The following is a 22,556-nucleotide window of genomic DNA, read 5'->3' as shown; positions in this document are numbered from 1 at the left end:
CGGGCCGCACCGAGGCGGGCGACGTGCAGGTGATGAGCGCCGGCTCGGGCATCCGCCACGCCGAGTACAATCTGGAGAACGAGGACACGACCCTCTTCCAGATCTGGATCTTGCCGACCAAGGCCGGCGGCGAGCCCTCCTGGGGCGCCAAGCCCTTCCCCAGGGGCGATCGCGCCGGGAAGTTCGTCACCCTGGCCAGTGGCGTGGACGGCGATGAAGACGCCCTGCCGATCCGCACCGACGGCCGCGTCTCCGGCGCGACCCTGAAGGCGGGCGAGACCACCGAGTACCAGCTCGGCGCCGGCCGCTACGCCTATCTCGTCCCGGCCACCGGGGCGGTCGAGGTCAACGGCGTGACGGCCAAGGCCCGCGACGGCCTGGCCATCCGCGACGTCGACACCATCCGCGTCACGGCCCTGGAGGACGCCGAACTCGTCCTCGTCGACGCCGCCTGACGCGAAACGGGCCCGGACGCCTCCGGGCCCGATCTTTCTCCGAACCCTCCCCGAATTCAGGAACCGATCCGATGACCAAAGTCCTCGTTCTCTACCACTCGACCTATGGCCACCTCGAAACCATGGCCAGGGCCGTCGCCGAAGGCGCCCGCGAAGCCGGCGCCGAGGTGGACATCAAGCGCGTGCCCGAGACCGTGCCGGCCGAGCTCGCCAAGGCCTCGGGCTACAAGCTCGACCAGGAAGCTCCGGTCGCGACCGTCGCCGACCTCGCGAACTACGATGCGATCATCGTCGGCGTCGGCACCCGCTATGGCCGCATGGCTGCGCAGATGGCGGCGTTCTGGGACCAGACCGGCGGGCTGTGGGCCAAGGGCGCCCTGGTCGGCAAGGTCGGCGGCGTCTTCACCTCCACCGCCACCCAGCATGGCGGCCAGGAGACGACCATCATCTCGACCATCACCCAGCTCCTGCATCACGGCATGGTCATCGTCGGCCTGCCCTACGCCTGGGCCGGCCAGATGAAGCTGGACGAGATCACCGGCGGCAGCCCCTACGGCGCCTCGACCATCACCGGCGGGGACGGCTCTCGCCAGCCCAGCGCCAACGAACTGGAGGGCGCGCGCTTCCAGGGCCGCCACCTGGCGCAGATCGCGGCCAAGGTCGCAGCCTAAGCCTCCAGACCACCGGCGAGCCCCCCTCGCCGCGACGCCGGCGCCCGCCTCTCTCGAGAGGCGGGCGCTCGTGTCCCTCACCCATTCATCCCGGCGAAGGCCGGGACCCAGTTTCAACTCAGAACTCAGGACCCATGCACCGCGCACGGCCCTACGACCTGGGCCCCGGCCTTCGCCGGGGTGAGCGGTGTTTTGGGCAGTTCTAAGCTGGAACGCCGGTCCGCAGCTTGGCCACCCGGTCGATGGCGGCGTCGGCTTCCTTCAGCAGTTGCGCGACGATCTCGGCGGCGGGCAGCACTTCATGCACCCCGCCGGCCGACTGGCCCATGGCGAAGCAGGAGCGGTCGGGGTCCAGGCCCTCGATCTGGCCGCCGATGCCGCCCATCACCCCGGCCCGGCTCGACAGCATGGCCTGCATGGGGAAGGGCTGGATGTCCTGCGGACGCGTCTCCCATTCCTCGACATAGGGGTTCTTCTTCACCCGCATCGGCTTGCCGGAATAGGAGCGGGTGCGGATGGTGTCCTCGTCGGCCGCCTCCAGGATCGCCTGGCGGTAAAGCTCGCCGGCATGCGCTTCGGTCGAGGCGATGAAGCGCGTGCCCATCCAGACGCCGGTCGCCCCCAGAGACAGCGCCGCAGCCAGGCCCCGGCCGTCATAGAGGCCGCCGGCCGCCACCACCGGGATCTTCACCGCTTCGACCGCCTGGGCCACCAACGGCATGGTGCCGACCAGGCCCGTATGCCCGCCGCCCTCGCCGCCCTGGCAGATCACCGCGTCGCAGCCGGCCTGCTCGGCCTTCACCGCATGCTTCACCGCGCCGCAGACGACCATGACCTTCAGGCCGGCCTTCTTTAGCTTCTCCATGATCGGCATCGGCACGCCGAGGCCCGCGACGAAGGACGAGGCGCCTTCCTCGATGATGATCTCGACCGAGGCGGTCAGGCTTTCGGGGCTAGCGGCCAGCAGGTCGACGCCGAACGGCTTGTCGGTCAGGCTTTTGACCTTGCGCATCTCGTCACGGATGAACTCGGGCGTCCGGCCGGCCATGCCGAGCACGCCATAGCCTCCGGTGTTGGAGACCGCCGCCGCCAGTTCGGCGTAGGAGACGCCGCCCATGCCAGCCAGCATGATCGGGTGCTTCACACCCAGTAAATCGCAAAGCGGAGTATGCAGGCTCATCGAAATCCTCCGGAATTTATGCCCCGGAGGATGGCGCCGCACGGCCCACCAGGAAACTATGACCCGACGTCAGGGGCGCCAGGAGGACGCGATCGATGACCACCGACCGCCGCGGTTTGATCGCCACAGCCTGCCTGGGGGCCTTCGCCCTGCACAATCTGGAAGAGGGCCTCGCCTATGCCCGCATGCATGACGCGGTGGGCGCCCGCATCGCCGCCGCCGGCCTCGTCTGGTGGCGGCCGACGCCGGCCCAGTTCGACCTCGCTCTGCTGGGCCTCACCCTCGCCGTCGGCCTGGCGCTCGGCTGGGCGGCCCGGGGAAGCGTCTCCCGGACTCGACTCGCCGTGCTGCGGGCCCTGCCGCTGGTCATGCTGGCCAACGTGGTCGTTCCGCACGTGCCGGCGGCGATCCTGCTGGGAGGATATGCGCCGGGGTTGCTGACGGCGCTGGCCGTCAACATCCCGGTTTCGCTGTGGGCGCTGAACGCCCTGCGGACTCAGAAGATTCCGTAGCCGCCGTCGATCAGCACCGAGTCGCCGGTGTGGAAGGCCGAAGCGTCGGAGGCGAAATAGACGGCCATGCCGCCGAAGTCCGCCGGCTTGCCCCAGCGGCGCATGGGCACGCGCTTGATGACGTTGTCGTTGAACTTGTCGTTGTCTTGCGCTCCGGCCGTCATATCGGTGGCGATCCAGCCGGGCAGGATGCAGTTGGCGCGCACGCCGTAGCGCGCATGTTCCACCGCAATGGCGCGGACCATGGGGATCAGGGCGCCCTTGGTTGCGGCATAGGCCTGGTTACGGGCCGCGCCGTCCAGGGCCGAGAGCGAGGAGATGGCGACCAGCGAACCGCCGGCGTCTCCTTGCCCGGCCCGCTCGACCATGTGCTTGCAGGCCTCGCGGAAGGTGAAGAACACCCCGTCGAGATTGACCGACAGCACCTTGCGATAGGTCTCGGTCGGGAACTCGGAGAACGACCTGGCGCCGCCCCCGATGCCGGCGTTGGCGACCACGGTGTCGATCCGGCCCATCTTGGCCGCCGCCTCGGCCATGCCGGTCGCCACCGCCGCCTCGTCGGCCACGTTCACGACCTGGGTCAGCACCCGCACGCCCGTGGCTTTGAGCTTCTCGGCCGCATCGGCGTTCTTCTGAGCGTTGGAGCCCCAGATGACGATGTCGGCGCCCGCCTGGGCCATCGCCTCGGCCATGCCGAAACCGATGCCGCCGTTGCCGCCCGTCACCAGGGCCACCTTGCCGGTCAGGTCGAATGGTTTGTAGGCCACGGGGCTCCCTCTCGTTCAAACAGATGTTGGAACCCAGAGGAGCCCGCTGACGCGGCGGCCGTCAAGCCGGCTCAGGCCGCCGTCCAGCCTCCGTCCAGCACCATGGACGCCCCGGTCGCCGAGGCGCCCATGTCCGAGACCAGATAGAGCAGCATGCCGGCCAGATGTTCGTACTCGACGAACTTCTTGTTCGGCTGGGCGGCGAGGATGACCTCTTCCATCACCCGGTCCTCGGGAATGCCGCGCGCCTTGGCCTGGTCGGCGATCTGGGCCTCGACCAGCGGGGTCTTCACATAGCCGGGGCAGATGGCGTTGGCGGTGATCCCCAGCTTGGCGTTCTCCAGGGCCGTGACCTTGGTGAAGCCGACCACGCCATGCTTGGCCGCCACATAGGCCGACTTGAACGGCGAGGCGACCAGGCCATGCGCCGAGGCGATGTTGACGATCCGGCCCCGCCCTTGCGCCTTCATGATCGGCAGGGCCGCGCGGGTCGCCAGAAAGGTCGAGGTCAGCACGACCCCGATCAGGTTGTTCCAGGTCTCGACCGGGAACTCGTCGATGGGCGCCACGTGCTGGAAGCCGGCGTTGTTCACCAGGATGTCCAGCCGGCCGAATTCGCGGCGAGCGAAATCCACCATGTCGGCGACCTCGTCGGCCTTCAGCATGTCGGCGCCGTGATAGCGGACCTTCGCGCCCGTCCGCTGTTCGAGCGCGGCGCGGTCGGCCTCGATCTTCGCTGGGTCGCCGAAGCCGTTGAGGACGACATTGACGCCCTGCTCAGCCAGGGAGGCGGCCATCGCCTGGCCGATGCCGCTGGTCGAACCGGTGATGACGGCCACATGGCCCTGCAGCCCATAGTCGACGGCCATGCGATCAGTCCTTTTTCTTCTTCGCCGCGGAGGGCGGCGGGGGCTGGGGCCGCGAGAACACCCATTCGGTCTCGCTCGAAGCGCCTTGCTGGAAACGATAGCCTTCCACGTCGAAAGCCCGCAGGTCTTCGGCCTTCTCGATGCGGTTGTCGATGGCGTAGCGCGCCATCAGGCCCCGCGCTTTCTTGGCGTAGAACGAGATGATCTTCGCCTGACCATCCTTCTCTTCATAGAACTTGGTCGTCACCACCGGCAGCGTCAGAGCCGCACGGTCCACCGAGCCGAAATATTCCTGGCTGGCGCAATTCACCAAGGTCTTGTCCTTGTGGCCGACGGCGGCCTCGTTCAGGGCGTGCGAGATCTTCCCGCCCCAGAAGTCGTAGAGATTTCCACCGCGGCGGGTCTTGATCCGCACGCCCATCTCCAGGCGATAGGGCTGGATGGCGTCGAGCGGGCGCAGGAGGCCATAGAGCCCCGAAAGGATGCGCAGGTGCTTTTGCGCATAGGCCAGCCCCTTCTTGTCGAGATCGCGCGCCTTCAGTCCCGAATAGACGTCGCCGTTGAAGGCGAAGGCGGCCTGCAATCCGTCCTCCATCGCCGGATCGAAGGCCGCGAACCGCGCACGGTTCAGCTCGGCCAGATTGTCCGACAGGTCCATCATCTTCTTGAGGTCGGCGGCCTTGAGCTTCTTGGCCACGGTCGACAGCTCGGCGATGTCCTCGCCCATCTGCGGCGTCGTCATGGCGTGAGCGCCCTGCGGCCGCGTGAAATCGAGCGCCTTGGCGGGAGAGATGACGATCAGCATGGACGCTCAGAAAAGGACTCGCGGATTCATGATCCGCTTCGGGTCCAGGCTTTGCCGGATCGCCGCCAGGGCCGCAACCTCGACCGGCGACTTGTAGCGCCGGGCCTCGTCGGTCTTCATCGAACCCAGGCCATGCTCGGCCGAGATCGAGCCGCCCATCGAGGCGACGATGTCGTGGACGATGCGCGAGCCCTCGCTACGCAGGGCCGAGTGAGCGCCGTCGTCCCCGCCGTCCGGCCGGATCACGTCATAGTGGATGTTGCCGTCGCCGACATGACCGAACGCGGTGACGCGCGCGCCGGGAACCAAGGCCTCCATCCGCGCGGTCGCCTGGGCCAGGAAATCGGCCACCCGGCTGACGGGGACCGAGACGTCGTGCTTCCAGGTCGCGCCTTCCGGCTTCTGCCCGGCCGACTGGTTCTCGCGCACCGACCAGAAGGCCTTGGCCTGGGTCTCGTTCTGGGCGACGGCGGCGTCGCGGATCAAGCCGTCGTCCAGCGCCTTGGACAGCAGCCGCTCCATGGCGTTCTCTGCGGCCCTCGGCTCGCCGGAGGCGATCTCGACCAGCACGTACCACGGATGGACCTCACCCAGGGGATCGCGCTGGTTCGGGATGTTCTTCAGCACGAAGTCGATCCCGCGCCGGCCCATCAGCTCGAAGGCTTCCACCGCGCCGCCGGCCTCGTCCTTGGCCCTGGCCAGCAACCGGATCGCCGCGGCTGGATCGTCCAGCCCGACCACGGCGGTCGCGCGCGAGGCCAGCACCGGAAACAGCTTCAGGCTGGCGGCGGTGACCACGCCCAACGTGCCCTCGGCCCCGATCAGAAGCTGCTTGAGGTCGTAGCCGGTGTTGTCCTTGCGTAGTCGCTTCAGGCCGTTCCAGACCTCGCCGTTCGGCAGCACGGCCTCCAGGCCCAGCACCAGCTCGCGGGTGTTTCCATAGCGCAGGACCGCGGTGCCGCCGGCGTTGGTCGAGACGATGCCGCCGATGGTCGCCGTCCCCTGAGAGGCGATGTCGAGCGGAAAGCGCCGGCCCTTCTCCACAGCCGCCTCGTGGGCGGCCTGCAGGGTCACGCCGGCCTCGGCCACCAGCACGTCGTCGATGACGTCGATGTGGCGGATCGCGCGCAGGCGCTCGGTCGAGAGCAGCACCTCGCCCATCGGGATCTGGCCGCCGACCAGGCCGGTGTTGCCGCCCTGCGGCACGATCGGCGCGCCCGTCTCGGCGCAGACCCCGACCACGGCGGCGACCTCCTGCACGGTCTTCGGCAGCGCCAGGAACGGGGTCTCGCCCTGCCAGCGGTCGCGCCATTCGATCAGCTTGGGCGCGAGGCGGTCGGGGTCCTGGCTCCAGCCGCCCTCGCCCAGCACGGCCTTGAGGCGGGAGATGACGTCAGCGGAAACGGAGGCGGTCATGGCTGCAACCTAACGCGGCCGTCCTAGCCGACATAGCCCGCCGCGCGCTTCAGCCGATCATTGATGGCTTCGCCCAAACCTTCGTTGGGGATCGGGGCGACGGCGATGGCCGACGGATCGGTGCGGTCCGCCTCGCGCAGATAGGCGAACAGGCGCGCGGCCGCCTGGCGCAGGTCGCCGGCCGGGCTGAGGTTCCAGCGATGCTCGCCGGGGCCGAAGGCGAGATAGGCTTCCCCCGGCTCGGGGCGCGATACATTCAGGCGCACCGGAGCCTTGGGCGAATAGTGGCGGGCCAGGCGCCCCGGCGAGCGCTTGGCGTCGGCCTGAGCCTCGGCCAGCGTGCCGATCACCGCCTCGATCTGCTCGCGCGTGACCGAGCCGGGCCGCAGCAGCCGCGGCTGGTCCAGCAGGGCGACGACCGTGGATTCCAGGCCGACCTCGCAGGGGCCGCCATCGAGGCTGGCGGCGACCGCTTCCCCCGTCTCCTCCATGGCGTCGGCGTAGGTGGTCGGGCTGGGCCGCCCCGACCGGTTGGCCGAGGGCGCCGCCACCGGCCCGCCGAAGCCCGCCAGCACCGCCCGCGCCAGCGGATGGGCCGGGCAACGCACGGCGACCGTCTCCAGGCCCGCCCGCGCCAGATCGCAGACGGGGGTGTCAGGCGTGACCGGCAGCACCAGAGTCAGCGGCCCCGGCCAGAACGCCTGCGCCAAGACGCGCGCCCGCTCGTCGAAGACAGCGATCCGTTCGGCCGCCGCCAGGTCGGCGACGTGCGAGATCAGCGGGTTGAACGCCGGCCGTCCCTTGGCCGCGAAGATGGCGGCGACCGCGTCTGCATTGGAAGCATCGCCCCCCAGGCCATAGACCGTCTCGGTCGGCAGGATGATGAGGCGCCCGGCGCGCAAGGCGCCGATAGCTGCCTCTATTTGCGCGTCGCGGTCAGGTTGACTGAGACCTTCACCTGCGCCGGAATCTGATCGGTGCTCGTCCACTCGCCCTGTCCGACGCCAAAGGCCGTGCGATCGAGGGTGGTTACACCGCTGACCCGCGCCTTGTCGCCCTCGATCTTCAGGGTGAAGGGCAGGCGGACCGGCTTGCTTACCCCGCGCAGGCTGAGCTGGCCGTGGGCGACATAGCGGTTCTCACCGGTCTTCTCGAAGCGGGTGGCGGTGAAGGTCGCCTTGGCGTGCCTGGCGGTATCGAACCAGTCCTCGCCGCGCATGGACTCATCGCGCTGCTCGTCGCCGGAGACGGCGGAGGCCAGGTCTATGCTGACGCTGACCTTCGAGCGGTCGAGCGCTTCCGGCCCGAAGACGATATCGGCGCTCCACCGGTCGAACCGGCCCTCGATGGACGAGCCGCTCCAGGAGGTGGCGAAGCCGAGGGTCGAGCCGGAAGCGACCTTCCAGACCGAAGGTTCGGCCTGGGCCGGCTCGGCGGCGGCCGGCGCGGTTTCCGCCGCCTCAGCGGCTGTTTCGACCGCCGGCGCCGCAGCGGCGACCTCGGCTGGAACAGCCTCCTCGACCGCGGGCGGGGAAGGCGGCAAGGGCTTGGAGGCCGGCGGGGCGGGCCGCACGGCGTAGCCGGCGCCGATGACGCCCAGCGCGACGAGGGCGATGGCGATCAGCCGCGGATCGAACCAGGCGCCGGGTTTCGTCCCCGGCGCCATGTGGGCCAGCACCGGCTCATCCTTGCTGAACAACTGATGTTTGAGCGCACCGGCCACGTGCAGGGCGACGAGAACATAGGTCGCCCAGGCCAGGATCTCGTGGCCGTTCCCGGCGAAGCTCCGCCAGGCGGCCTTGGCGGGCGCCGTCAGGTCCGCAATGCCCGGCACGTGCGGCCATGGAATCACGCCGTAGAGCAGGGTCGGCACCTGGATCCGGCTGGCCGAAACCATGATCCAACCGGTGATCGGCAGGCCGATCATGATCACGTAGAGGCCGACATGGGCGATCTTGGCCAGCAGCTTCTCCCAGCCGGCCATGCCCTCTGGCGCCGGCGGCGGCCTGTGGGTCAGCCGCCAGGCCAGCCGCAACAGGCTGAGCAACAGAATGGTGATGCCCACGGACTTGTGGAGCTGGACCAGGGCGAAGCCTTGGGGAGTCCGGCCGTCCATCCGCCAGGCAAGGATCACCTGGAACACGATGGCCGCGGCGATCAGCCAGTGGAGGACGATGGCGACGGTGCTATAGCGGTCGCGTGCGGCGGAAGGCATGCGGCTGAAAGTCCCTTCGATTCTGAGCGGTCCGGCTCGGCGGCAAGCCTAACCTCGTCCAGGTTGCGCCGTGAAGGCTTGGACCGGCCATCGGCCTATCCTAAAGAACGCCGACATACATCGGAGTTCAGCATGTCGTTTCGCGCGCCGGTCCGTGACCTTGCCCTCGCCCTGAAGATCGCCGGGCATCCGGCCCTGGCGGCGACGGCGTTCGCCGAGCTCGACGAAGATACGATCACCGCGGTGCTGGAGGCGGCCGCCGCCTTCACCGAGGAAGAGCTCGCGCCGCTGAACCGCAAGGGAGATCAGGTCGGCGCCCGCTACGAGAACGGCAAGGTCATCGCCGCGCCGGGCTTCGCCGACGCCTACCGGGCCTTCGTCGCCGGCGGCTGGAACTCGCTGTCGGCCGATCCCGAGTATGGCGGCCAGGGCCTGACCAAAGCCATGGAACTGGCGGTGTTCGAGATGGTGCACGCCTCGAACATGGCCTTCGGCCTCTGCCCGATGCTGACCCAGGGCGCCATCGAGGCGCTGGACCTGCACGGGACCGAGCGCCAGAAACGCCTTATCCTGCCCAGGCTGGTCTCCGGCGAATGGACGGGCACCATGAACCTGACCGAGCCGCAGGCCGGTTCGGACCTGGCCGCCGTGACCACGCGCGCCGAACCCGACGGGCAAGGCGGCTATCGCCTCTACGGCCAGAAGATCTTCATCACCTGGGGCGACCACGACGCGGCGGAGAACATCTGCCACCTGGTTCTGGCCCGCCTACCGGACTCGCCGCCGGGCGTGAAGGGCATCTCGCTGTTCCTGGCCACCAAACGCGAAGTGCGGGACGACGGCTCCCTGGGCATAGCCAACGAGCTGCGGGCCGGCTCCATCGAGCACAAGCTGGGCATCCACGGCTCGCCCACCTGCGTCATGCTGTTCGAGGGCGCCAAGGCCGAGCTGGTCGGCGAGGTGAACAACGGCATCGCCCACATGTTCGTGATGATGAACGCCGCGCGCCTGCAGGTCGGCGTCCAGGGCGTGGCCATCGCCGAACGCGCCTTCCAGCAGGCCCTGGCCTTCGCCCAGGAACGTAAGCAGGGCCGCGCGGTCTGGTCGGCGGAATATCCGGCCCCGCTCTACGGACACCCGGACGTGCGCCGCTCGCTGCTGCTGATGAAGGCCAAGATCGAGGCGGCGCGCGGCGTCTGCATGACCACCGGGGTCCTGGCCGACCAGGCCCGGCTGGCCGCCGACGAGGCCGAGCGCGCCACCGCCAAGGCGCGCCAGGAACTGCTGACCCCCATCGCCAAGGCCTGGTCGACCGACATCGGCGTCGAGGTCGCCTCGATGGGCGTGCAGATCCACGGCGGCATGGGTTTCATTGAGGAGACCGGCGCGGCCCAGCATTATCGCGACGCCCGCATCGCCCCGATCTACGAAGGCACCAACGGCATCCAGGCTATCGACCTCATCGGCCGCAAGGTCCCGATGGAGAACGGCGGAGTGATGGACGCCCTCTGCGCCGACATGAGCGCGAGCGTCGAAGACCTCATGGCGACGCCTGGGCTTGACGGCGTCGGCTCGCGGCTGGAGGCCGGGATCGCGGCGCTGGAGCGCGCCACCGACTGGATTCTCCGGAACAAGGGCCCCAGGGCCCTGTCTGCCGCCACGCCCTATCTGAAGCTGGCCGGCGACGTGGTCGGCGGCTGGATGCTGGCGCGCCAGGCTCTGGCCGTGGCGGGAGCCGATGACGCCTGGAGCCTCAGCAAGGCGGCGCTGGCCCGAGTCTACGCCAGCCAGGTGCTGGCCCTGGCGCCGGGCCTGGCCGACGGCCTGACCGAAGGCGCCGACGACCTGGAGGCCGTCGGCGCGGACGCTCTTGGCGCTTGAACCTTAGAGCTGGGCCAGCATGTAGTCGGCGGCCGAGACCTTGAACTCGCCCGGGGCCTCGATGTTCAGTTCCTTCACCACGCCGTCCTCGACGATCATCGAATAACGCTGCGAGCGCGCGCCCATGCCGAAGCCCGAGGCGTCCATCTCCAGGCCTACCGCCTTGGTGAAGGCGCCGTTGCCGTCGCCGAGCATCAGGATGTCGCCGAGCACCGACTGGCTCTCGCCCCACGCCTTCATCACGAAGGCGTCGTTGACCGAAACGCAGGCGACCGTGTCGACGCCCTTGGCCTTGAAGTCGGCGAGATGGTCCTTGAACCCCGGCAGGTGGCGGGCCGAACAGGTCGGAGTGAAGGCGCCGGGCACCGCGAACAGCGCGACCTTCTTGCCGGCGAAGATCTCGTCGGTGGTCATGGGCTTGGGGCCCTCGGCCGTGCCGGCGGAGAAGGTGGCGGCGGGCAGCTTGTCGCCGACTTTGATGGTCATGGTCGTGTTCTCCCTGGTCTGGTTCGCTTCCAGATAACCCTCTGGGCGGCGGCTTCAACGCCCTTATGTGACGCCATGACTTGAAAGCGCCGCGATCAGCGTCAAATTCGAGGCATGGAAGACGGCGAATTCCTGACCGGCAAGATGCTGATCGCCATGCCCGGCATCGGCGATCCACGCTTCGAGCGGGCCCTGCTGCTCATCTGCGCCCATGATGCGGGGCACGCCATGGGCGTGGCCGTCAACCGGCCGGTCGAGGGACTGACCTTGCCGGACCTGCTGACCAGGCTCGACGTGGAGCTGACATCGGAGATGCCTCCCGACCTGGTGCTGCTGGGCGGGCCGGTGGATCGCGAACGCGGCTTCGTGCTGCATACCGACGACTACATGTCCAACGAGCACACCTTGCAGGTCGGCGAAGGCGTCGCATTGACCGCCACGCGCGAGGTGCTGGAGGCGGTGGCCGGGCCGCAGCCGCCGCGGCGCGCGGTGCTGGCGCTCGGCTACGCCGGCTGGGGTCCGGGCCAACTGGAGCGCGAGCTTCGCGAGAACGTCTGGCTGACCTGCGAGGCCGACGAGAACCTCATCTTCGGCGCCGGCCATGCGCGCAAATGGTCAGACGCTCTGGCCAAGCTCGGGGTCGATCCGCGGTTGCTGAGTTCGACGGCCGGAAGTGCTTAGCCGCGCGCCTTCACCGGGGCTGCGCCGTCCACATAGCTCTCGTTGAGATAGACCTCGGCCTCCTGCGGGGAGAGCGCCGGCGCGTAGCCGAAGCCCTGGCCGTAATCGCAGCCGAGCGAGAGCAGTTGGCGCGCCATCTGGGCGTTCTCCACCCCCTCGGCCACCACTTCCAGCGACAGGTCCTGACCCAGCTTCACAACCGAGGAGACGATCTTCGCCGAGCCTTCGTTGGTGGCCATGGTCCGCACGAAGTAACGGTCGATCTTCAGGGTGTCGAACGGCAGGCGCGTCAGATAGCTCAGCGAGGAGAAGCCGGTCCCGAAGTCGTCGAGCGCGAGAGCGGCGCCCGCCTCGCGCAGGTTGCGCAGGATGACCGCCGCGCGGTCGGGGTCGCGCATGACGTCGCCTTCGGTGACCTCGAGCTTCAGCGCCCCAGGCGGCAGGCCGGTCTCGCGGCGGATGGCCAGGACATCGGGAACAAGGTCGGGCCGGTCGATCTCGCCGGTCGAAAGGTTCACCGCGACGGTCAGCTCGCCAGCCGCCCGGTGGTCGCTGCGCCAGCGCGCAAGCTGATGGCCGGCCTGGCGCATCATCAGGGCGCCAAGATCGCTCATCAGCCCCATTTCCTCGCAGAGCGGCAGGAACTGGTCGGGGGTCAGCAGGCCGCGGCGCGGGTGGCGCCAGCGGACCAAGGCCTCGAAGCCCGACAGCGCGCCGGTCGAGAGGCGCACGATCGGCTGGTAGAACGGCACGATCTCGTTGCGGCCGAAGGCGCCGCGGAGGTCGCTTTCCAGCGCCAGCCGCGAGAGGCCGTCGCTTTCGAGGCTGCGGCCATAGGCGGCCGCGCCGCCGCGTCCGCCGCTCTTGGCCGCCTCGACGGCCAGCTCGGCGCGGCGCAGCAGTTCGGCCGCTTCCGGCGCGTCCTCGCCGCCTGTCGCCTCGACGGCGCCGATGGACAGGGTGGGATGGATATCGAAGCCGGCGACGCGCAGCGGCTGCTCCAGGGCCTGGCGCAAGGTTTCGGCCGCCGACGGGCGGGCGACCGGCGTCAGGACGGCGAACTCGTCCTCCCCCACCCGCGCCAGCAGGGTGTTGGGCGGGAAGGCCGCGGCCAGGCGCGAGCCCAGGGCTGCAAGCACCAGGTCGGCGCGTTCGTGGCCGAGCGCTTCGTTGAGGCGGCGCAGGCGATCGAGGTCGGCGACCACCAGTTCGTGCTGGCCGGGCGCCTGCAATCGCTCGCGCGCACGATTGACGAAACTGCGGCGGTCCAGAAGGCCGGTCAGGTTGTCCTGGTCGCTGGCGGCGAACTTGGTCTCGGGGGCGATGACGCCGGCCGCGCGCACGCCCTCCTCCAGCCAGACGCCACGCCAGATGCAGACCCCGCCGCCGCGCATGCGCAGGCGGACGGCGATCTCCGAACCCGGCTCCTGCACGCGCAGGATGTCCTCGGCCTGGGCCCGGTCGGGGGGCAGAGCCAGGGCGCGCATGGCGGCCGACGAGCATTCCGGGGCCAGCGGACCCAGGCCGAGCGCCCGCGAAGCGCCGGTGATGCGCATACGGTCCCGCTCGGGCTCCCACAGCCACAGTGCGACATCGGCGGCGCCTAGCGCCTCCAAGGTCGCAGTCGGATCCCAGCTCCAACGATCGTTCGGCATTGTCTCAAGACATCTATGGCCAACGCCCGCAGAGCGGTCCGGCCCACGACAGCCGAAGCGCGCTAAACAGACACCCCTGCGTCCGGCTCCTCGTGCGCCCGCAAGGGGGACACCAGTCCGAACAGGACATGATCTCGCCATACGCCGTTAATTTTGAGATAAGCTTGGGCGAGACCTTCTTCGCAAAACCCGGCCCGGTTGAGGAGCCGCCTGGAGGCGTCATTGCTGGGCAGGCAAGCGGCTTCCAACCGGTGCAGCGCCAGGGTGCGGAAGGCGAAGACGGTCAGCGCCCGCGTCGCAGCCAGCGTCAAGCCTTGCCGTGCAAAGGGTTGACCGCACCAATAGCCGACCGATCCCATCTGGGCGACGCCACGGCGGACGTTCGAAAGCGTGATGCCGCCGCTCAGGGCGTCGTCCTCGGCGCGAAACACGAAGAATGGAAACGCCACCCCCGCCTCGCGGTCGCGGGCATAGGCCGCCAGTCTGCGGCGGAAGGCCGCACGGGTGAGATCGTCGGCCGGCCAGGTCGGCTCCCACGGCTGCAGGAAGTCCCGCGACTGGGCGCGCAGTTCGCGCCACTCGGAAAAGTCGGCGGCGCGCGGCGGGCGCAGGCGAACACCGTCGCCCTCGATGCGAAGGCCGGTTTCCGGCGCGATCCAATCCAACAAGGCCATGGGCGGAAGGTCGCGGGAATGACGCCCCGCCGTCAAGCCGCCTGAATTAACCGAACAGCGCCTGCTGGAAGGCGTCGGCCGCCTTCATCGCGCCCTTGGGCCCAAGCACGCTGGCCGCGGCCCGGCCCGGGGCCAGCATCGCCGCGCCCAGGGCCTCGATCTGCGCCGAGGTCACGGCGTCGATCTGCTCGGCGAGTTCGGCCGGCGGCAAGGTCCGGTCGAACAGCAGCACCTGGGCCGCGGCCTGTTCGGCGCGCGCCAGCGGCTGCTCGCGCGCCATGAACATCGAGGCCTTGAGCTGGGCCTTGGCGCGGGAGAGCTCGGCGGCGTTCACGCCCGCGGCCATGCCCTTGATCTCGCCAGCCGCCACCTTGGCGAGTTCGGCCGCGTCCTTGGCCGCGCAGCCGGCGAAGACGCCCAGCACGCCAGCGTCCGCATAGGTCTCGGAATAGGCGTCGACGGCGTAGGCCAGGCCGCGCTTCTCGCGCGCCTCCTGGAACAGGCGCGAGGCCATGCCGCCGCCGAGAATCTCCGCGAAGATCCGCAGGGCGAAATAGGACGGATCGCGCACGCCCACAGCCGGCAGCAGAAAGACCAGGTTGGCCTGCTCCAGCGGCTTGGCCAGGGTTCGAGAGCCGCCGACGAAATCGCCCGCCGCCGGGACGAGCGCGCCCTGCCCGCTCGCCGCGCCGAAATCGCGCTCGGCCAGGGCCAGGAGTTCGGCCTCGTCCACCGCCCCCGAAGCGGCGATCACCAGGCTACCCGGCGCATAGAGCGCGGCGCGCCATTGCGAAAGGCGCTGCGGATCGGCGCGGGCGATGGACTCGTCGGTCCCGAGGATAGGCCGGCCGAGCGGCTGGCCGGCGAAGGCGGCCGTCTGGGCCATTTCGAAGACGTGGTCGTCGGGGGTGTCGGCCGCCTCGGCGATCTCCTGGCCGACCACCTGGATTTCGCGGGCGAGGTCGCCGGCGTCCATGGTCGGCCGCTGGACCAGATCGGCGATGACCGCGCTGCCGAGGTCGAGCCCGCCCTTCAGCGCCCGGACCTGGAAGCTGGTGCGCTCATAACCGGTCGCCGCGTTGATCTGGCCGCCCTGGGCCTCGATCACCTCGACGATGTCGCGAGCCGAACGCGCGCCCGCGCCCTTGAAGACCATGTGCTCGAGCAGGTGCGACCAGCCGGAGCGTTCCTCGTCCTCGGACCGCGCGCCGCGGCCGGCGACGACCGAGAGCGCCAGGGTTTCGAGGCCGGGCATGGGGTCGCAGACGACGCGAACCCCATTGGACAGGCGATGGATGTCGGGCAGTTGGTCAGCCTTCCGCAAAGGCCCTTACATAGGCCTTGATGGTGTCGGCGTCAGCGGGCAGCCGGTCGAAACGCTCGTCCTTGCCGGCCAGATGGGCGGCGTTGCGCGGCATCACCGGCGTCTCACCGGTGGCGGCCTCGACCGTTTCGGGGAACTTGGCCGGATGGGCGGTCGACAGGACGACGATCGGCGCCGTCGTCACGCCGCGAGCACGCTGCATGCCGGCCACGCCCACCGCGGTGTGCGGATCGATCAGGTCCCCGGTCTCGCGCAGGGACGCGACGATGGTGCGGGTCGTGTCCCCCTCGCCGACCGAGACGCCGGTGAAGGTCTCACGCATGGCGGCCAGCGCTTGGGGCGGAATGTCGACGCCCCCGGTCTCGGCGAAGGCGGCGAAGGCGCGGGCGGTCTCCAGTCCATCGCGCCGGACGCACTCGAAGTAGAGTCGCTCAAAGTTCGAGGCCGACTGAATATCCATGGCCGGCGACTGGGTGGGCGCGGTCACCCCGCGCACATAGCGGCCTTCCTCGAAGGCGCGGGCCAGGATGTCGTTGGTGTTGGTGGCGACGATGATCCGCGCGATGGGCAGGCCCATGCGCTTGGCCACATAGCCGGCGAAGCCGTCGCCGAAATTGCCGGACGGGACGGCGAAGGCGATCTCGCGATGCGGCGCGCCCAGGGCCACGGCCGAAGTGAAGTAATAAACGCTCTGGGCGACGATGCGGGCGAAGTTGATCGAATTGACCGCCGACAGGCCCACCGACTGTTTCATGGAGGCGTCGGCCAGGGCGGTCTTCAGGATCGCCTGGCAGTCGTCGAAATCGCCGGCGACGGCGATGCAGCGGACGTTATCCTCCTCCGCCGTGGTCATGAACCGGCGCTGGACCTCGGAGATGCGGCCGTCGGGGAACATGACGACGATCTTGGTGTTGGACCGGCCGCGGAAGGCCTCGACCGCCGCGCCGCCGGTGTCGCCCGACGTGGCGCAGAGGATGGTCTGGGTGCGGTTCTGGGCGGCCAGCACATGGTCCGACAAGCGGGCCAGCAACTGCATCGCCACGTCCTTGAAGGCCAGGCTCGGCCCGTGGAACAGTTCGGCGATGAAGCCGCCCGGCGCGATCTGACGCACCGGAACGACGGCGGCGTGGGTGAAGGTGGCGTAGGCCTCGGCGCACATCTCGGCCAGCACCTCGGCCTCGATCTCGTCACCGACGAACTTGGCCAGCACCGCAGCCGCGACCTCGGCATAGGGACGGCCGGCGAAGGCGGCGATCTCGTCGTGCGTGAAGCTCGGCCACTCTTCGGGCACGTAGAGGCCGCCGTCAGGGGCCAGGCCCGACAGCACAGCATCGACAAAGCCGACCGAGGGCGACTGCCCGCGGGTAGAGACGTAACGCATCAGGACTTCCGTTCTTCGCCAGGCCGGCGACCGCCGCGGCGGAATGTTCTCCAGAGCATGGCGGCATAGACGCCGACCAGGGCGGCGGCAAGGCCGTACCAGGTCAGGGCGTATTCCAGGTGCCGGTTCGGGATGTCGGCCGGCAGAGGCGCAGGGTCCAGCGCCTTCCAGTCGGGGTTCGAGGACGTCTCGGCCATCAGCACCAGCGGGGCCGGGGCGTCGGCCTTCAGCGCCGCGGCCATGGCCGGCACGTCGCGCACGTACCAGCGATTGGCGCCCGCGTCGTTGGCCGGGCTGAAGCTGTTGGCCGGTTCGGGCTGGCGCAGGACGCCAACGACTTCGACGGGCCTCAGGTCCGAGACATCCACCGGCGGACGGGCCGAAACCTCATCCACGACGAAGCCGCGATCGACGAGGATGCTGCGGTAGCGGCCGCTGGCCACGCGGCAGGCCGAGACCAGGCGCACGCCGGCCTTGCCCTCGCGCACCGAGAAGAGTTCGAGATAGGGCGCGGCGGCCAGGCCCACGCACTTGAGCCGGATGCGAGTGAAATCGAGGTCGGCGCCCGCGGCTATCTGTTCCAACGCCGCCTCGCCGGACGTCGCCGGCGCGGCCTGCAGCGCGGCGATCTTGGCCAGCAGGCCTTCCTTCCAGCTCAGGCGCTGCAACTGCCAGGTTCCGAGGCCGACGAGGATCACCAGGCAGACGCCGGCCGCGATGGTCAGGCCCACCGGAAACCGGCGCGCTGCCTCAGTCATGGCGAGCTTCCGAAGCCTTGTTGGCGAACTGGGCCGCGAGGAGGACGCCCTTCAAAGGCCGCAGAAGGCCGATGCATACCGCGAGCGTCAGGGGCAGGAAGACGACGAGATGGACCCAGATCGGGGGTTTGTAGGCCATCTCGACGAACAGCATCGTGAAGGCGCAGAGGAAGCCGGCGATCAGGATGACGAAAACGGCGGGACCATCGCCGGAATCGGCCTTGGCCAGATCATAGCCGCAGCGGTCGCAGGCCGGGGCGACCGTCAGGAAGCCCGAAAACAGACGCCCCTCCCCGCAGTTCGGACAACGGCCCTTGAGGCCGGCCAGCAGCGGGTTGGGGCGATCCATCCTTGGGGCGGCGGGCCTAGTGGCCCGCCCCGCCGAACACGACGTAGATGAAGGCGAAGAGGAACAGCCACACCACGTCGACGAAGTGCCAGTACCAGGCGGCCGCTTCGAAGCCGAAATGCTTCTGCGGGGTGAAGCCGCCGCGCAGCAGGCGCAGCAGGCAGACCGCCAGGAAGATGGTGCCGATCAGCACGTGGAAGCCGTGGAAGCCGGTCGCCATGAAGAAGGACGAACCATAGAGGCCGGAGTTGGCCTGGTCCTCGGCGCCGAAGAAGTACTTGTGCTCGAGAATGTGGTGATACTCGTAGGCCTGGATGGCCGTGAACATCACGCCGAGCAGGATGGTCAGGGTCAGGGCCAGCTTGGCGCCCTTGCGGTCGCCCTGTTGTAGGGCGTGGTGCGCCCAGGTGACGGTGGTGCCCGAAAGCAGCAGGGTCAGGGTGTTGACCAGCGGCAGGTTCCAGGCCGGGACCGTCTCGATGCCGGCCGGCGGCCAGGTGGCCCAGGCGGCGCGGACTTCCTCGATCGAGGACAGGGTCCGGTGGCCGTGGAACAGGGCCATTTCGAAGAAGATCCAGAACCAGGCGACGAAGAACATCACCTCGGAGGCGATGAACATGATCATGCCGTAGCGCAGGCCGATCGTGACGACGGGAGTGTGGTCGCCCGCCTTCGATTCCTTGATCACGTCCGACCACCAGCCGAACATGGTGTAGAGCACACCCGCCAGGCCGGCCACGAAGAGCCACGGGGTCTTCTCCACCCCGAACAGGCCCTTCATCCACATCACCAGGCCCAGCATCATGACGGTCGCGGAGAGAGAACCCACGAGCGGCCAGGGGCTGGGGGGCAGCAGGTGATAGTCGTGCTTTACTTCGCCGTGGGCCATTTCGGTCCTAACCCCTCTCAGATCCTACAGGCGCGCGCCCCTCTCTCGACCGCGCGCATGATATTCGCGTGACGCTATAGCCCCGCCTTGGCCGGTACGCCAAGGGCTGAAGAATGCTTTGTCGGCGTCGCCTCGGCGCGCTTTTCGCCGCGCTCGGCGTCGACCGACGGGAAGAAGGTGTAGGACAAGGTCACCTCGCCCTTGCCCTTGGTCTCAAAATCCTCGGCAAACTTGGGATCCACGAAGTAGACCACCGGAAATTCGATGGTGGTCTTGGCCGGGATCGTCTGGTCCGAGAAGCAGAAGCATTCCAGCTTCTGGAAGTAGGCGCCGGCCGATTCCGGCACGACGTTGTAGATCGCCCGGCCGGTGACCGGCTTGTCGCCGTTGTTGGTCACCTTGAAGAACGCAAGGCCGGTCTGGCCGATTCGCACCTCCTGGGTCACCTGCTCGGCGGTGAAGGTCCAGGGCAGTTCGCGGACATTGGCGTCGAAGCGGATCGTCAGCTTGCGATCCAGCACCTTGTCCGGCGCGACGTCGGCCTTGCGCACCGTGCCGTCGAAGCCGGTGACCTGGCAGAAGGCCTTGTAGAGCGGCACCGAAGCATAGGCGGCGCCGATCATGCCCACGAAGCCAAGCGCGCAGTAGAGCGCCAGTTTGCGATTGCGCTTTTCAGTCGGCGCAGGGGCGACCGGGCTAGAAGGGTCGGTTGGCAACATTGCCTCCCAAACGCACGATGGTGACCACGAAAACCAGAATGACGAACAGCACCAGCCCTAGCGCCAGCGCAATGTTGCGGCCGCGGCGCGCGCGCTTCTCGATGGCGGGATCGGGCATGGGATCGGTCACGAGAAAGCTCCGACAGCGGGCAGGTCCAGCAGATGCTCGGCCAGCAGGGTCGCAAACAGCAGGGTCAGGTAGAGGATCGAGAAGGCGAAAAGGTTGCGCGCATCCTTGGAGCCGGCCTTGACGTCATAGAGGCCGTCGTCGTTGCGCTCGCCGCGCGCATCGCCGGATCGGCTGCGGAACACCCGCCAGGCCAGGACCAGGAAGACCAGCCCGCCCAGCGCCGAGACCGCCAGATAGGTCAGGCCGCCGAGGCCCGTGAAGGCCGGCACGATGCAGAGCGGCACGAACAGCAGGCTGTAGATCAGGATCTGCTTGCGGGTGGAGGCCGCGCCGGCGGTGACCGGCATCATCGGCACGCCGGCCTTCTGGTAGTCCTCGCTGGTGTAGAGCGACAGCGCCCAGAAGTGCGGCGGGGTCCACATGAAGATGATGGCGCAGAGCAGCCAGGCGTTCAGCGGCGCCGAGTTGGTCGCGGCCGCCCAGCCGATGACCGGCGGCAGGGCGCCGGCCAGGCCGCCGATGACGATGTTCTGCGGCGTCGAGCGCTTGAGCCACATCGTATAGACGACGGCATAGAAGAAGATGGTGAAGGCCAGCAGGCCCGCCGCCAGCCAGTTGGTGGTCATGCCCAGCAGCATGACCGAGAACAGCGACAGCACCACGCCCATGGCCAGGGCGTCGGCGCCCTGGACCTTGCCGGACGGCACCGGACGCGCGCGGGTGCGGCGCATCTTGGCGTCGATATCGGCGTCGTACCACATGTTGAAGGCGGCCGAGGCGCCCGCGCCGACCGCGATGCAGAAGATGGCGACGCCGCCCAGGATCGGGTTCACGTGCGCCCCGGCGCAAACCAGGCCGGTGATCGCGGTGAAGATCACCAGCGACATGACGCGCGGCTTCAGGAGCTGGACATAGTCCTGCCACCGCGGCGGCGCGCTGGAACGTGAAACGGCTGGCGACATGGCCATCATCATACTCCCAAAACGACCGAAGGGCGCGCGCTGGAACTCCCCAGCCCGCGCCCCGCAGAGGTCTTGTTGGGGCCGGACCTAGTGCAGGTCCGGCTTCACCACCGGCAGTTCGTTGAACTGGTGGAACGGCGGCGGCGACGGCAGAGTCCACTCCAGGGTGGTGGCGCCTTCGCCCCACGGATTGGCCTCGGCCTTGCGGCGGAAGACCATCGCGTCGACCAGCATCACCAGGAACACGCCCACGCCGACCAGGGTCACGAGGTAGCCCAGCGAAGAGATGTGGTTCCAGTAGGTGAAGGCTTCCGGATAGTCGATATAGCGACGCGGCATGCCTTGCAGGCCCAGGAAGTGCTGCGGGAAGAACACCAGGTTCACGCCCACGAACATGATCCAGAAGTGCGTGGCGCCCAGCCATTCGCGGTACTTCACCCCGAACATCTTCTCGAACCAGTAGTAGAAGCCCGCGAAGATCGAGAACACCGCGCCCAGCGACAGCACGTAGTGGAAGTGCGCCACCACGTAGTAGGTGTCGTGCAGGCTGTAGTCGATGCCGGCGTTGGCGAGGACCACGCCGGTCACGCCGCCGACGGTGAACAGGAAGATGAAGCCCATCGCCCAGAGCATGGGCGTCTTGAAGGTGATCGAGCCGCCCCACATGGTCGCGATCCAGGAGAAGATCTTCACGCCGGTGGGGACCGCGATGACCATCGTGGCGGCCACGAAGTAGGCGCGCAGGTTGATGCTCATGCCCACGGTGTACATGTGGTGAGCCCACACGATGAAGCCGATGAAGCCGATGGCGACCATGGCGTAGGCCATCGCGAGGTAGCCGAAGATCGGCTTCTTCGAGAAGGTCGAGACGATGTGGCTGACGATGCCGAAGCCCGGAAGGATCATGATGTAGACTTCCGGGTGCCCGAAGAACCAGAACAGGTGCTGGTACATGACGGGGTCGCCGCCACCGGCCGCATCGAAGAAGTGGGTGTGGAAGTTACGGTCGGTCAGCAGCATGGTGATCGCGCCGGCCAGCACGGGCAGCGAGAGCAGCAGCAGGAAGGCGGTGATCAGCACGCCCCAGGCGAACAGCGGCATGCGGTGCAGGGTCATGCCCGGCGCGCGCATGTTGAAGATCGTGGTGATGAAGTTGATCGAGCCCAGGATCGAGCTGGCGCCGGCCAGGTGGAGGCCCAGGATCGCCAGGTCCAGCGAGGGACCCGCGTGGCCGGAGGTCGACAGCGGCGGATAGATGGTCCAGCCACCGCCGAAGCCGCGGCCCGGCCCGCCGTCCACGAACAGCGACAGGGTGACGAGGCTGAAGCCCGCCATCAGCAGCCAGAACGAGACGTTGTTCATGCGCGGGAAGGCCATGTCCGGCGCGCCGATCATCAGCGGCACGAACCAGTTGCCGAACCCGCCCATGGTGGCCGGCATGACCACGAAGAACACCATGATCAGGGCGTGGGCCGTGACCACGACGTTGTAGCCGTGCTTGCTGGCGTCGATCAGGCCGAGCTGCGCGAGCCACGAGCCTTCCCGGAAGATCTGGATGCCCGGTTCGGCCAGTTCCCAGCGGATGAGCCCGGAGAGGGCGCCGCCCACCAGGCCCGCCAGGATGGCGAACATCAGGTAGAGGGTGCCGATGTCCTTATGGTTGGTCGAGAAGAACCAACGCGCGATGAAGCCCGGCTTGTGGTCGGCTTCGTCGTGATGATCGTGAGCTGCGGCGTGTGCCATCTTACTGTGTCCTAAGCTCAGTTCGCGGCCGGCG

Annotated in this window: 24 protein-coding genes; 5 read left to right on the top strand and 19 right to left on the bottom strand. The window is 68.6% G+C overall.

Annotated elements, in window-relative coordinates:
- Together ACE3TL_RS11435 and wrbA are read left to right on the top strand one after the other, a co-directional pair.
- Nucleotides 1–455: pirin family protein (locus tag ACE3TL_RS11435; RefSeq protein WP_374578813.1), on the top strand; the 455-nt coding region annotated here is incomplete at its 5' end.
- Between the two features lie 71 nt (nt 456–526).
- The gene (gene wrbA, locus ACE3TL_RS11430; RefSeq protein WP_374578812.1) at nt 527–1,126 is read left to right on the top strand and encodes an NAD(P)H:quinone oxidoreductase; all 600 of its coding nucleotides are present in this window, start codon (nt 527–529) and stop codon (nt 1,124–1,126) included.
- 202 nt (nt 1,127–1,328) lie between these two features.
- On the opposite strand, the gene ACE3TL_RS11425 is transcribed toward wrbA, so the two are convergent.
- Nucleotides 1,329–2,306, bottom strand: a complete 978-nt coding sequence (locus ACE3TL_RS11425) for an NAD(P)H-dependent flavin oxidoreductase (protein ID WP_374578811.1) — start codon at nt 2,304–2,306, stop codon at nt 1,329–1,331.
- Nucleotides 2,307–2,401: 95 nt separating this feature from the next.
- Here ACE3TL_RS11425 and ACE3TL_RS11420 point away from each other — a divergent pair, with 95 nt between their 5' ends.
- A complete protein-coding gene (locus ACE3TL_RS11420; RefSeq protein WP_374578810.1) occupies nt 2,402–2,818 on the top strand; it encodes an HXXEE domain-containing protein in 417 nt (138 codons plus the stop codon).
- On the opposite strand, the gene ACE3TL_RS11415 is transcribed toward ACE3TL_RS11420, so the two are convergent.
- The 6 genes from ACE3TL_RS11415 to ACE3TL_RS11390 form a co-directional block, all read right to left on the bottom strand.
- Nucleotides 2,803–3,585, bottom strand: coding sequence for an SDR family NAD(P)-dependent oxidoreductase (locus tag ACE3TL_RS11415; RefSeq protein WP_374578809.1), 783 nt, complete (start codon nt 3,583–3,585; stop codon nt 2,803–2,805). The genes ACE3TL_RS11420 and ACE3TL_RS11415 overlap by 16 nt on opposite strands.
- A 71-nt stretch (nt 3,586–3,656) precedes the next feature.
- Nucleotides 3,657–4,454, bottom strand: a complete 798-nt coding sequence (locus ACE3TL_RS11410; RefSeq protein ID WP_374578808.1) for a 3-hydroxybutyrate dehydrogenase — start codon at nt 4,452–4,454, stop codon at nt 3,657–3,659.
- 4 nt (nt 4,455–4,458) lie between these two features.
- Nucleotides 4,459–5,259: a peroxide stress protein YaaA gene (gene yaaA, locus ACE3TL_RS11405; protein ID WP_374578807.1), complete on the bottom strand. Its 801-nt coding sequence runs from the start codon at nt 5,257–5,259 to the stop codon at nt 4,459–4,461.
- Between the two features lie 6 nt (nt 5,260–5,265).
- Nucleotides 5,266–6,675: an FAD-binding oxidoreductase gene (locus ACE3TL_RS11400; protein WP_374578806.1), complete on the bottom strand. Its 1,410-nt coding sequence runs from the start codon at nt 6,673–6,675 to the stop codon at nt 5,266–5,268.
- Nucleotides 6,676–6,698: 23 nt separating this feature from the next.
- Complete coding sequence (locus ACE3TL_RS11395; RefSeq protein WP_374578816.1) at nt 6,699–7,586, bottom strand: L-threonylcarbamoyladenylate synthase; 888 nt, start codon at nt 7,584–7,586, stop codon at nt 6,699–6,701.
- Between the two features lie 8 nt (nt 7,587–7,594).
- Nucleotides 7,595–8,890 carry a YceI family protein gene (locus ACE3TL_RS11390; protein ID WP_374578805.1) on the bottom strand — a complete coding sequence of 432 codons (1,296 nt, stop codon included), beginning with the start codon at nt 8,888–8,890 and terminating at the stop codon, nt 7,595–7,597.
- 132 nt (nt 8,891–9,022) lie between these two features.
- On the opposite strand from ACE3TL_RS11390, the gene ACE3TL_RS11385 reads away from it, so the two are divergent.
- Nucleotides 9,023–10,771, top strand: coding sequence for an acyl-CoA dehydrogenase (locus tag ACE3TL_RS11385; protein WP_374578804.1), 1,749 nt, complete (start codon nt 9,023–9,025; stop codon nt 10,769–10,771).
- Nucleotides 10,772–10,774: 3 nt separating this feature from the next.
- On the opposite strand, the gene ACE3TL_RS11380 is transcribed toward ACE3TL_RS11385, so the two are convergent.
- Complete coding sequence (locus tag ACE3TL_RS11380; protein ID WP_374578803.1) at nt 10,775–11,257, bottom strand: peroxiredoxin; 483 nt, start codon at nt 11,255–11,257, stop codon at nt 10,775–10,777.
- A gap of 114 nt (nt 11,258–11,371) precedes the next feature.
- Between ACE3TL_RS11380 and ACE3TL_RS11375 the strand changes: the two genes are divergently transcribed.
- Nucleotides 11,372–11,938, top strand: a complete 567-nt coding sequence (locus tag ACE3TL_RS11375; protein WP_374578802.1) for a YqgE/AlgH family protein — start codon at nt 11,372–11,374, stop codon at nt 11,936–11,938.
- On the opposite strand, the gene ACE3TL_RS11370 is transcribed toward ACE3TL_RS11375, so the two are convergent.
- From ACE3TL_RS11370 to ctaD, 11 genes are all read right to left on the bottom strand, one after another.
- Nucleotides 11,935–13,593 (bottom strand): putative bifunctional diguanylate cyclase/phosphodiesterase, encoded by a 1,659-nt coding sequence (locus tag ACE3TL_RS11370; RefSeq protein WP_374578801.1) that lies wholly within the window; start codon nt 13,591–13,593, stop codon nt 11,935–11,937. The genes ACE3TL_RS11375 and ACE3TL_RS11370 overlap by 4 nt on opposite strands.
- A 62-nt stretch (nt 13,594–13,655) precedes the next feature.
- The gene (locus ACE3TL_RS11365) at nt 13,656–14,267 is read right to left on the bottom strand and encodes a GNAT family N-acetyltransferase (protein WP_374578800.1); all 612 of its coding nucleotides are present in this window, start codon (nt 14,265–14,267) and stop codon (nt 13,656–13,658) included.
- 46 nt (nt 14,268–14,313) lie between these two features.
- On the bottom strand, nt 14,314–15,522 hold the full coding sequence (locus ACE3TL_RS11360) for a M16 family metallopeptidase (RefSeq protein ID WP_374578815.1): 1,209 nt from the start codon (nt 15,520–15,522) through the stop codon (nt 14,314–14,316).
- Nucleotides 15,523–15,577: 55 nt separating this feature from the next.
- A complete protein-coding gene (gene thrC / locus ACE3TL_RS11355; protein WP_374578799.1) occupies nt 15,578–16,972 on the bottom strand; it encodes a threonine synthase in 1,395 nt (464 codons plus the stop codon).
- Nucleotides 16,972–17,730, bottom strand: a complete 759-nt coding sequence (locus ACE3TL_RS11350) for an SURF1 family protein (RefSeq protein WP_374578798.1) — start codon at nt 17,728–17,730, stop codon at nt 16,972–16,974. Before ACE3TL_RS11350 ends, thrC begins: the two co-directional genes overlap by 1 nt.
- On the bottom strand, nt 17,723–18,079 hold the full coding sequence (locus ACE3TL_RS11345; RefSeq protein ID WP_374578797.1) for a DUF983 domain-containing protein: 357 nt from the start codon (nt 18,077–18,079) through the stop codon (nt 17,723–17,725). The genes ACE3TL_RS11350 and ACE3TL_RS11345 overlap by 8 nt, the downstream gene beginning before the upstream one ends.
- A 16-nt stretch (nt 18,080–18,095) precedes the next feature.
- Entirely contained in the window at nt 18,096–18,968 is an 873-nt protein-coding gene (locus tag ACE3TL_RS11340; RefSeq protein WP_374578796.1) for a cytochrome c oxidase subunit 3, read from the bottom strand.
- A gap of 74 nt (nt 18,969–19,042) precedes the next feature.
- A complete protein-coding gene (locus tag ACE3TL_RS11335; protein ID WP_374578795.1) occupies nt 19,043–19,687 on the bottom strand; it encodes a cytochrome c oxidase assembly protein in 645 nt (214 codons plus the stop codon).
- Nucleotides 19,665–19,805 (bottom strand): hypothetical protein, encoded by a 141-nt coding sequence (locus ACE3TL_RS11330; protein WP_374578814.1) that lies wholly within the window; start codon nt 19,803–19,805, stop codon nt 19,665–19,667. Before ACE3TL_RS11330 ends, ACE3TL_RS11335 begins: the two co-directional genes overlap by 23 nt.
- 8 nt (nt 19,806–19,813) lie before the next feature.
- The gene (gene cyoE, locus ACE3TL_RS11325) at nt 19,814–20,779 is read right to left on the bottom strand and encodes a heme o synthase (RefSeq protein WP_374578794.1); all 966 of its coding nucleotides are present in this window, start codon (nt 20,777–20,779) and stop codon (nt 19,814–19,816) included.
- Between the two features lie 87 nt (nt 20,780–20,866).
- Nucleotides 20,867–22,522 (bottom strand): cytochrome c oxidase subunit I, encoded by a 1,656-nt coding sequence (ctaD, locus tag ACE3TL_RS11320; protein WP_374578793.1) that lies wholly within the window; start codon nt 22,520–22,522, stop codon nt 20,867–20,869.
- Between the last annotated feature and the right edge of the window lie 34 nt (nt 22,523–22,556).

Origin of the sequence: Phenylobacterium sp. (genome assembly GCF_041920015.1) — a bacterium.
Lineage (GTDB): Bacteria > Pseudomonadota > Alphaproteobacteria > Caulobacterales > Caulobacteraceae > Phenylobacterium.
This window is presented reverse-complemented; position numbering and strand designations above follow the sequence as displayed.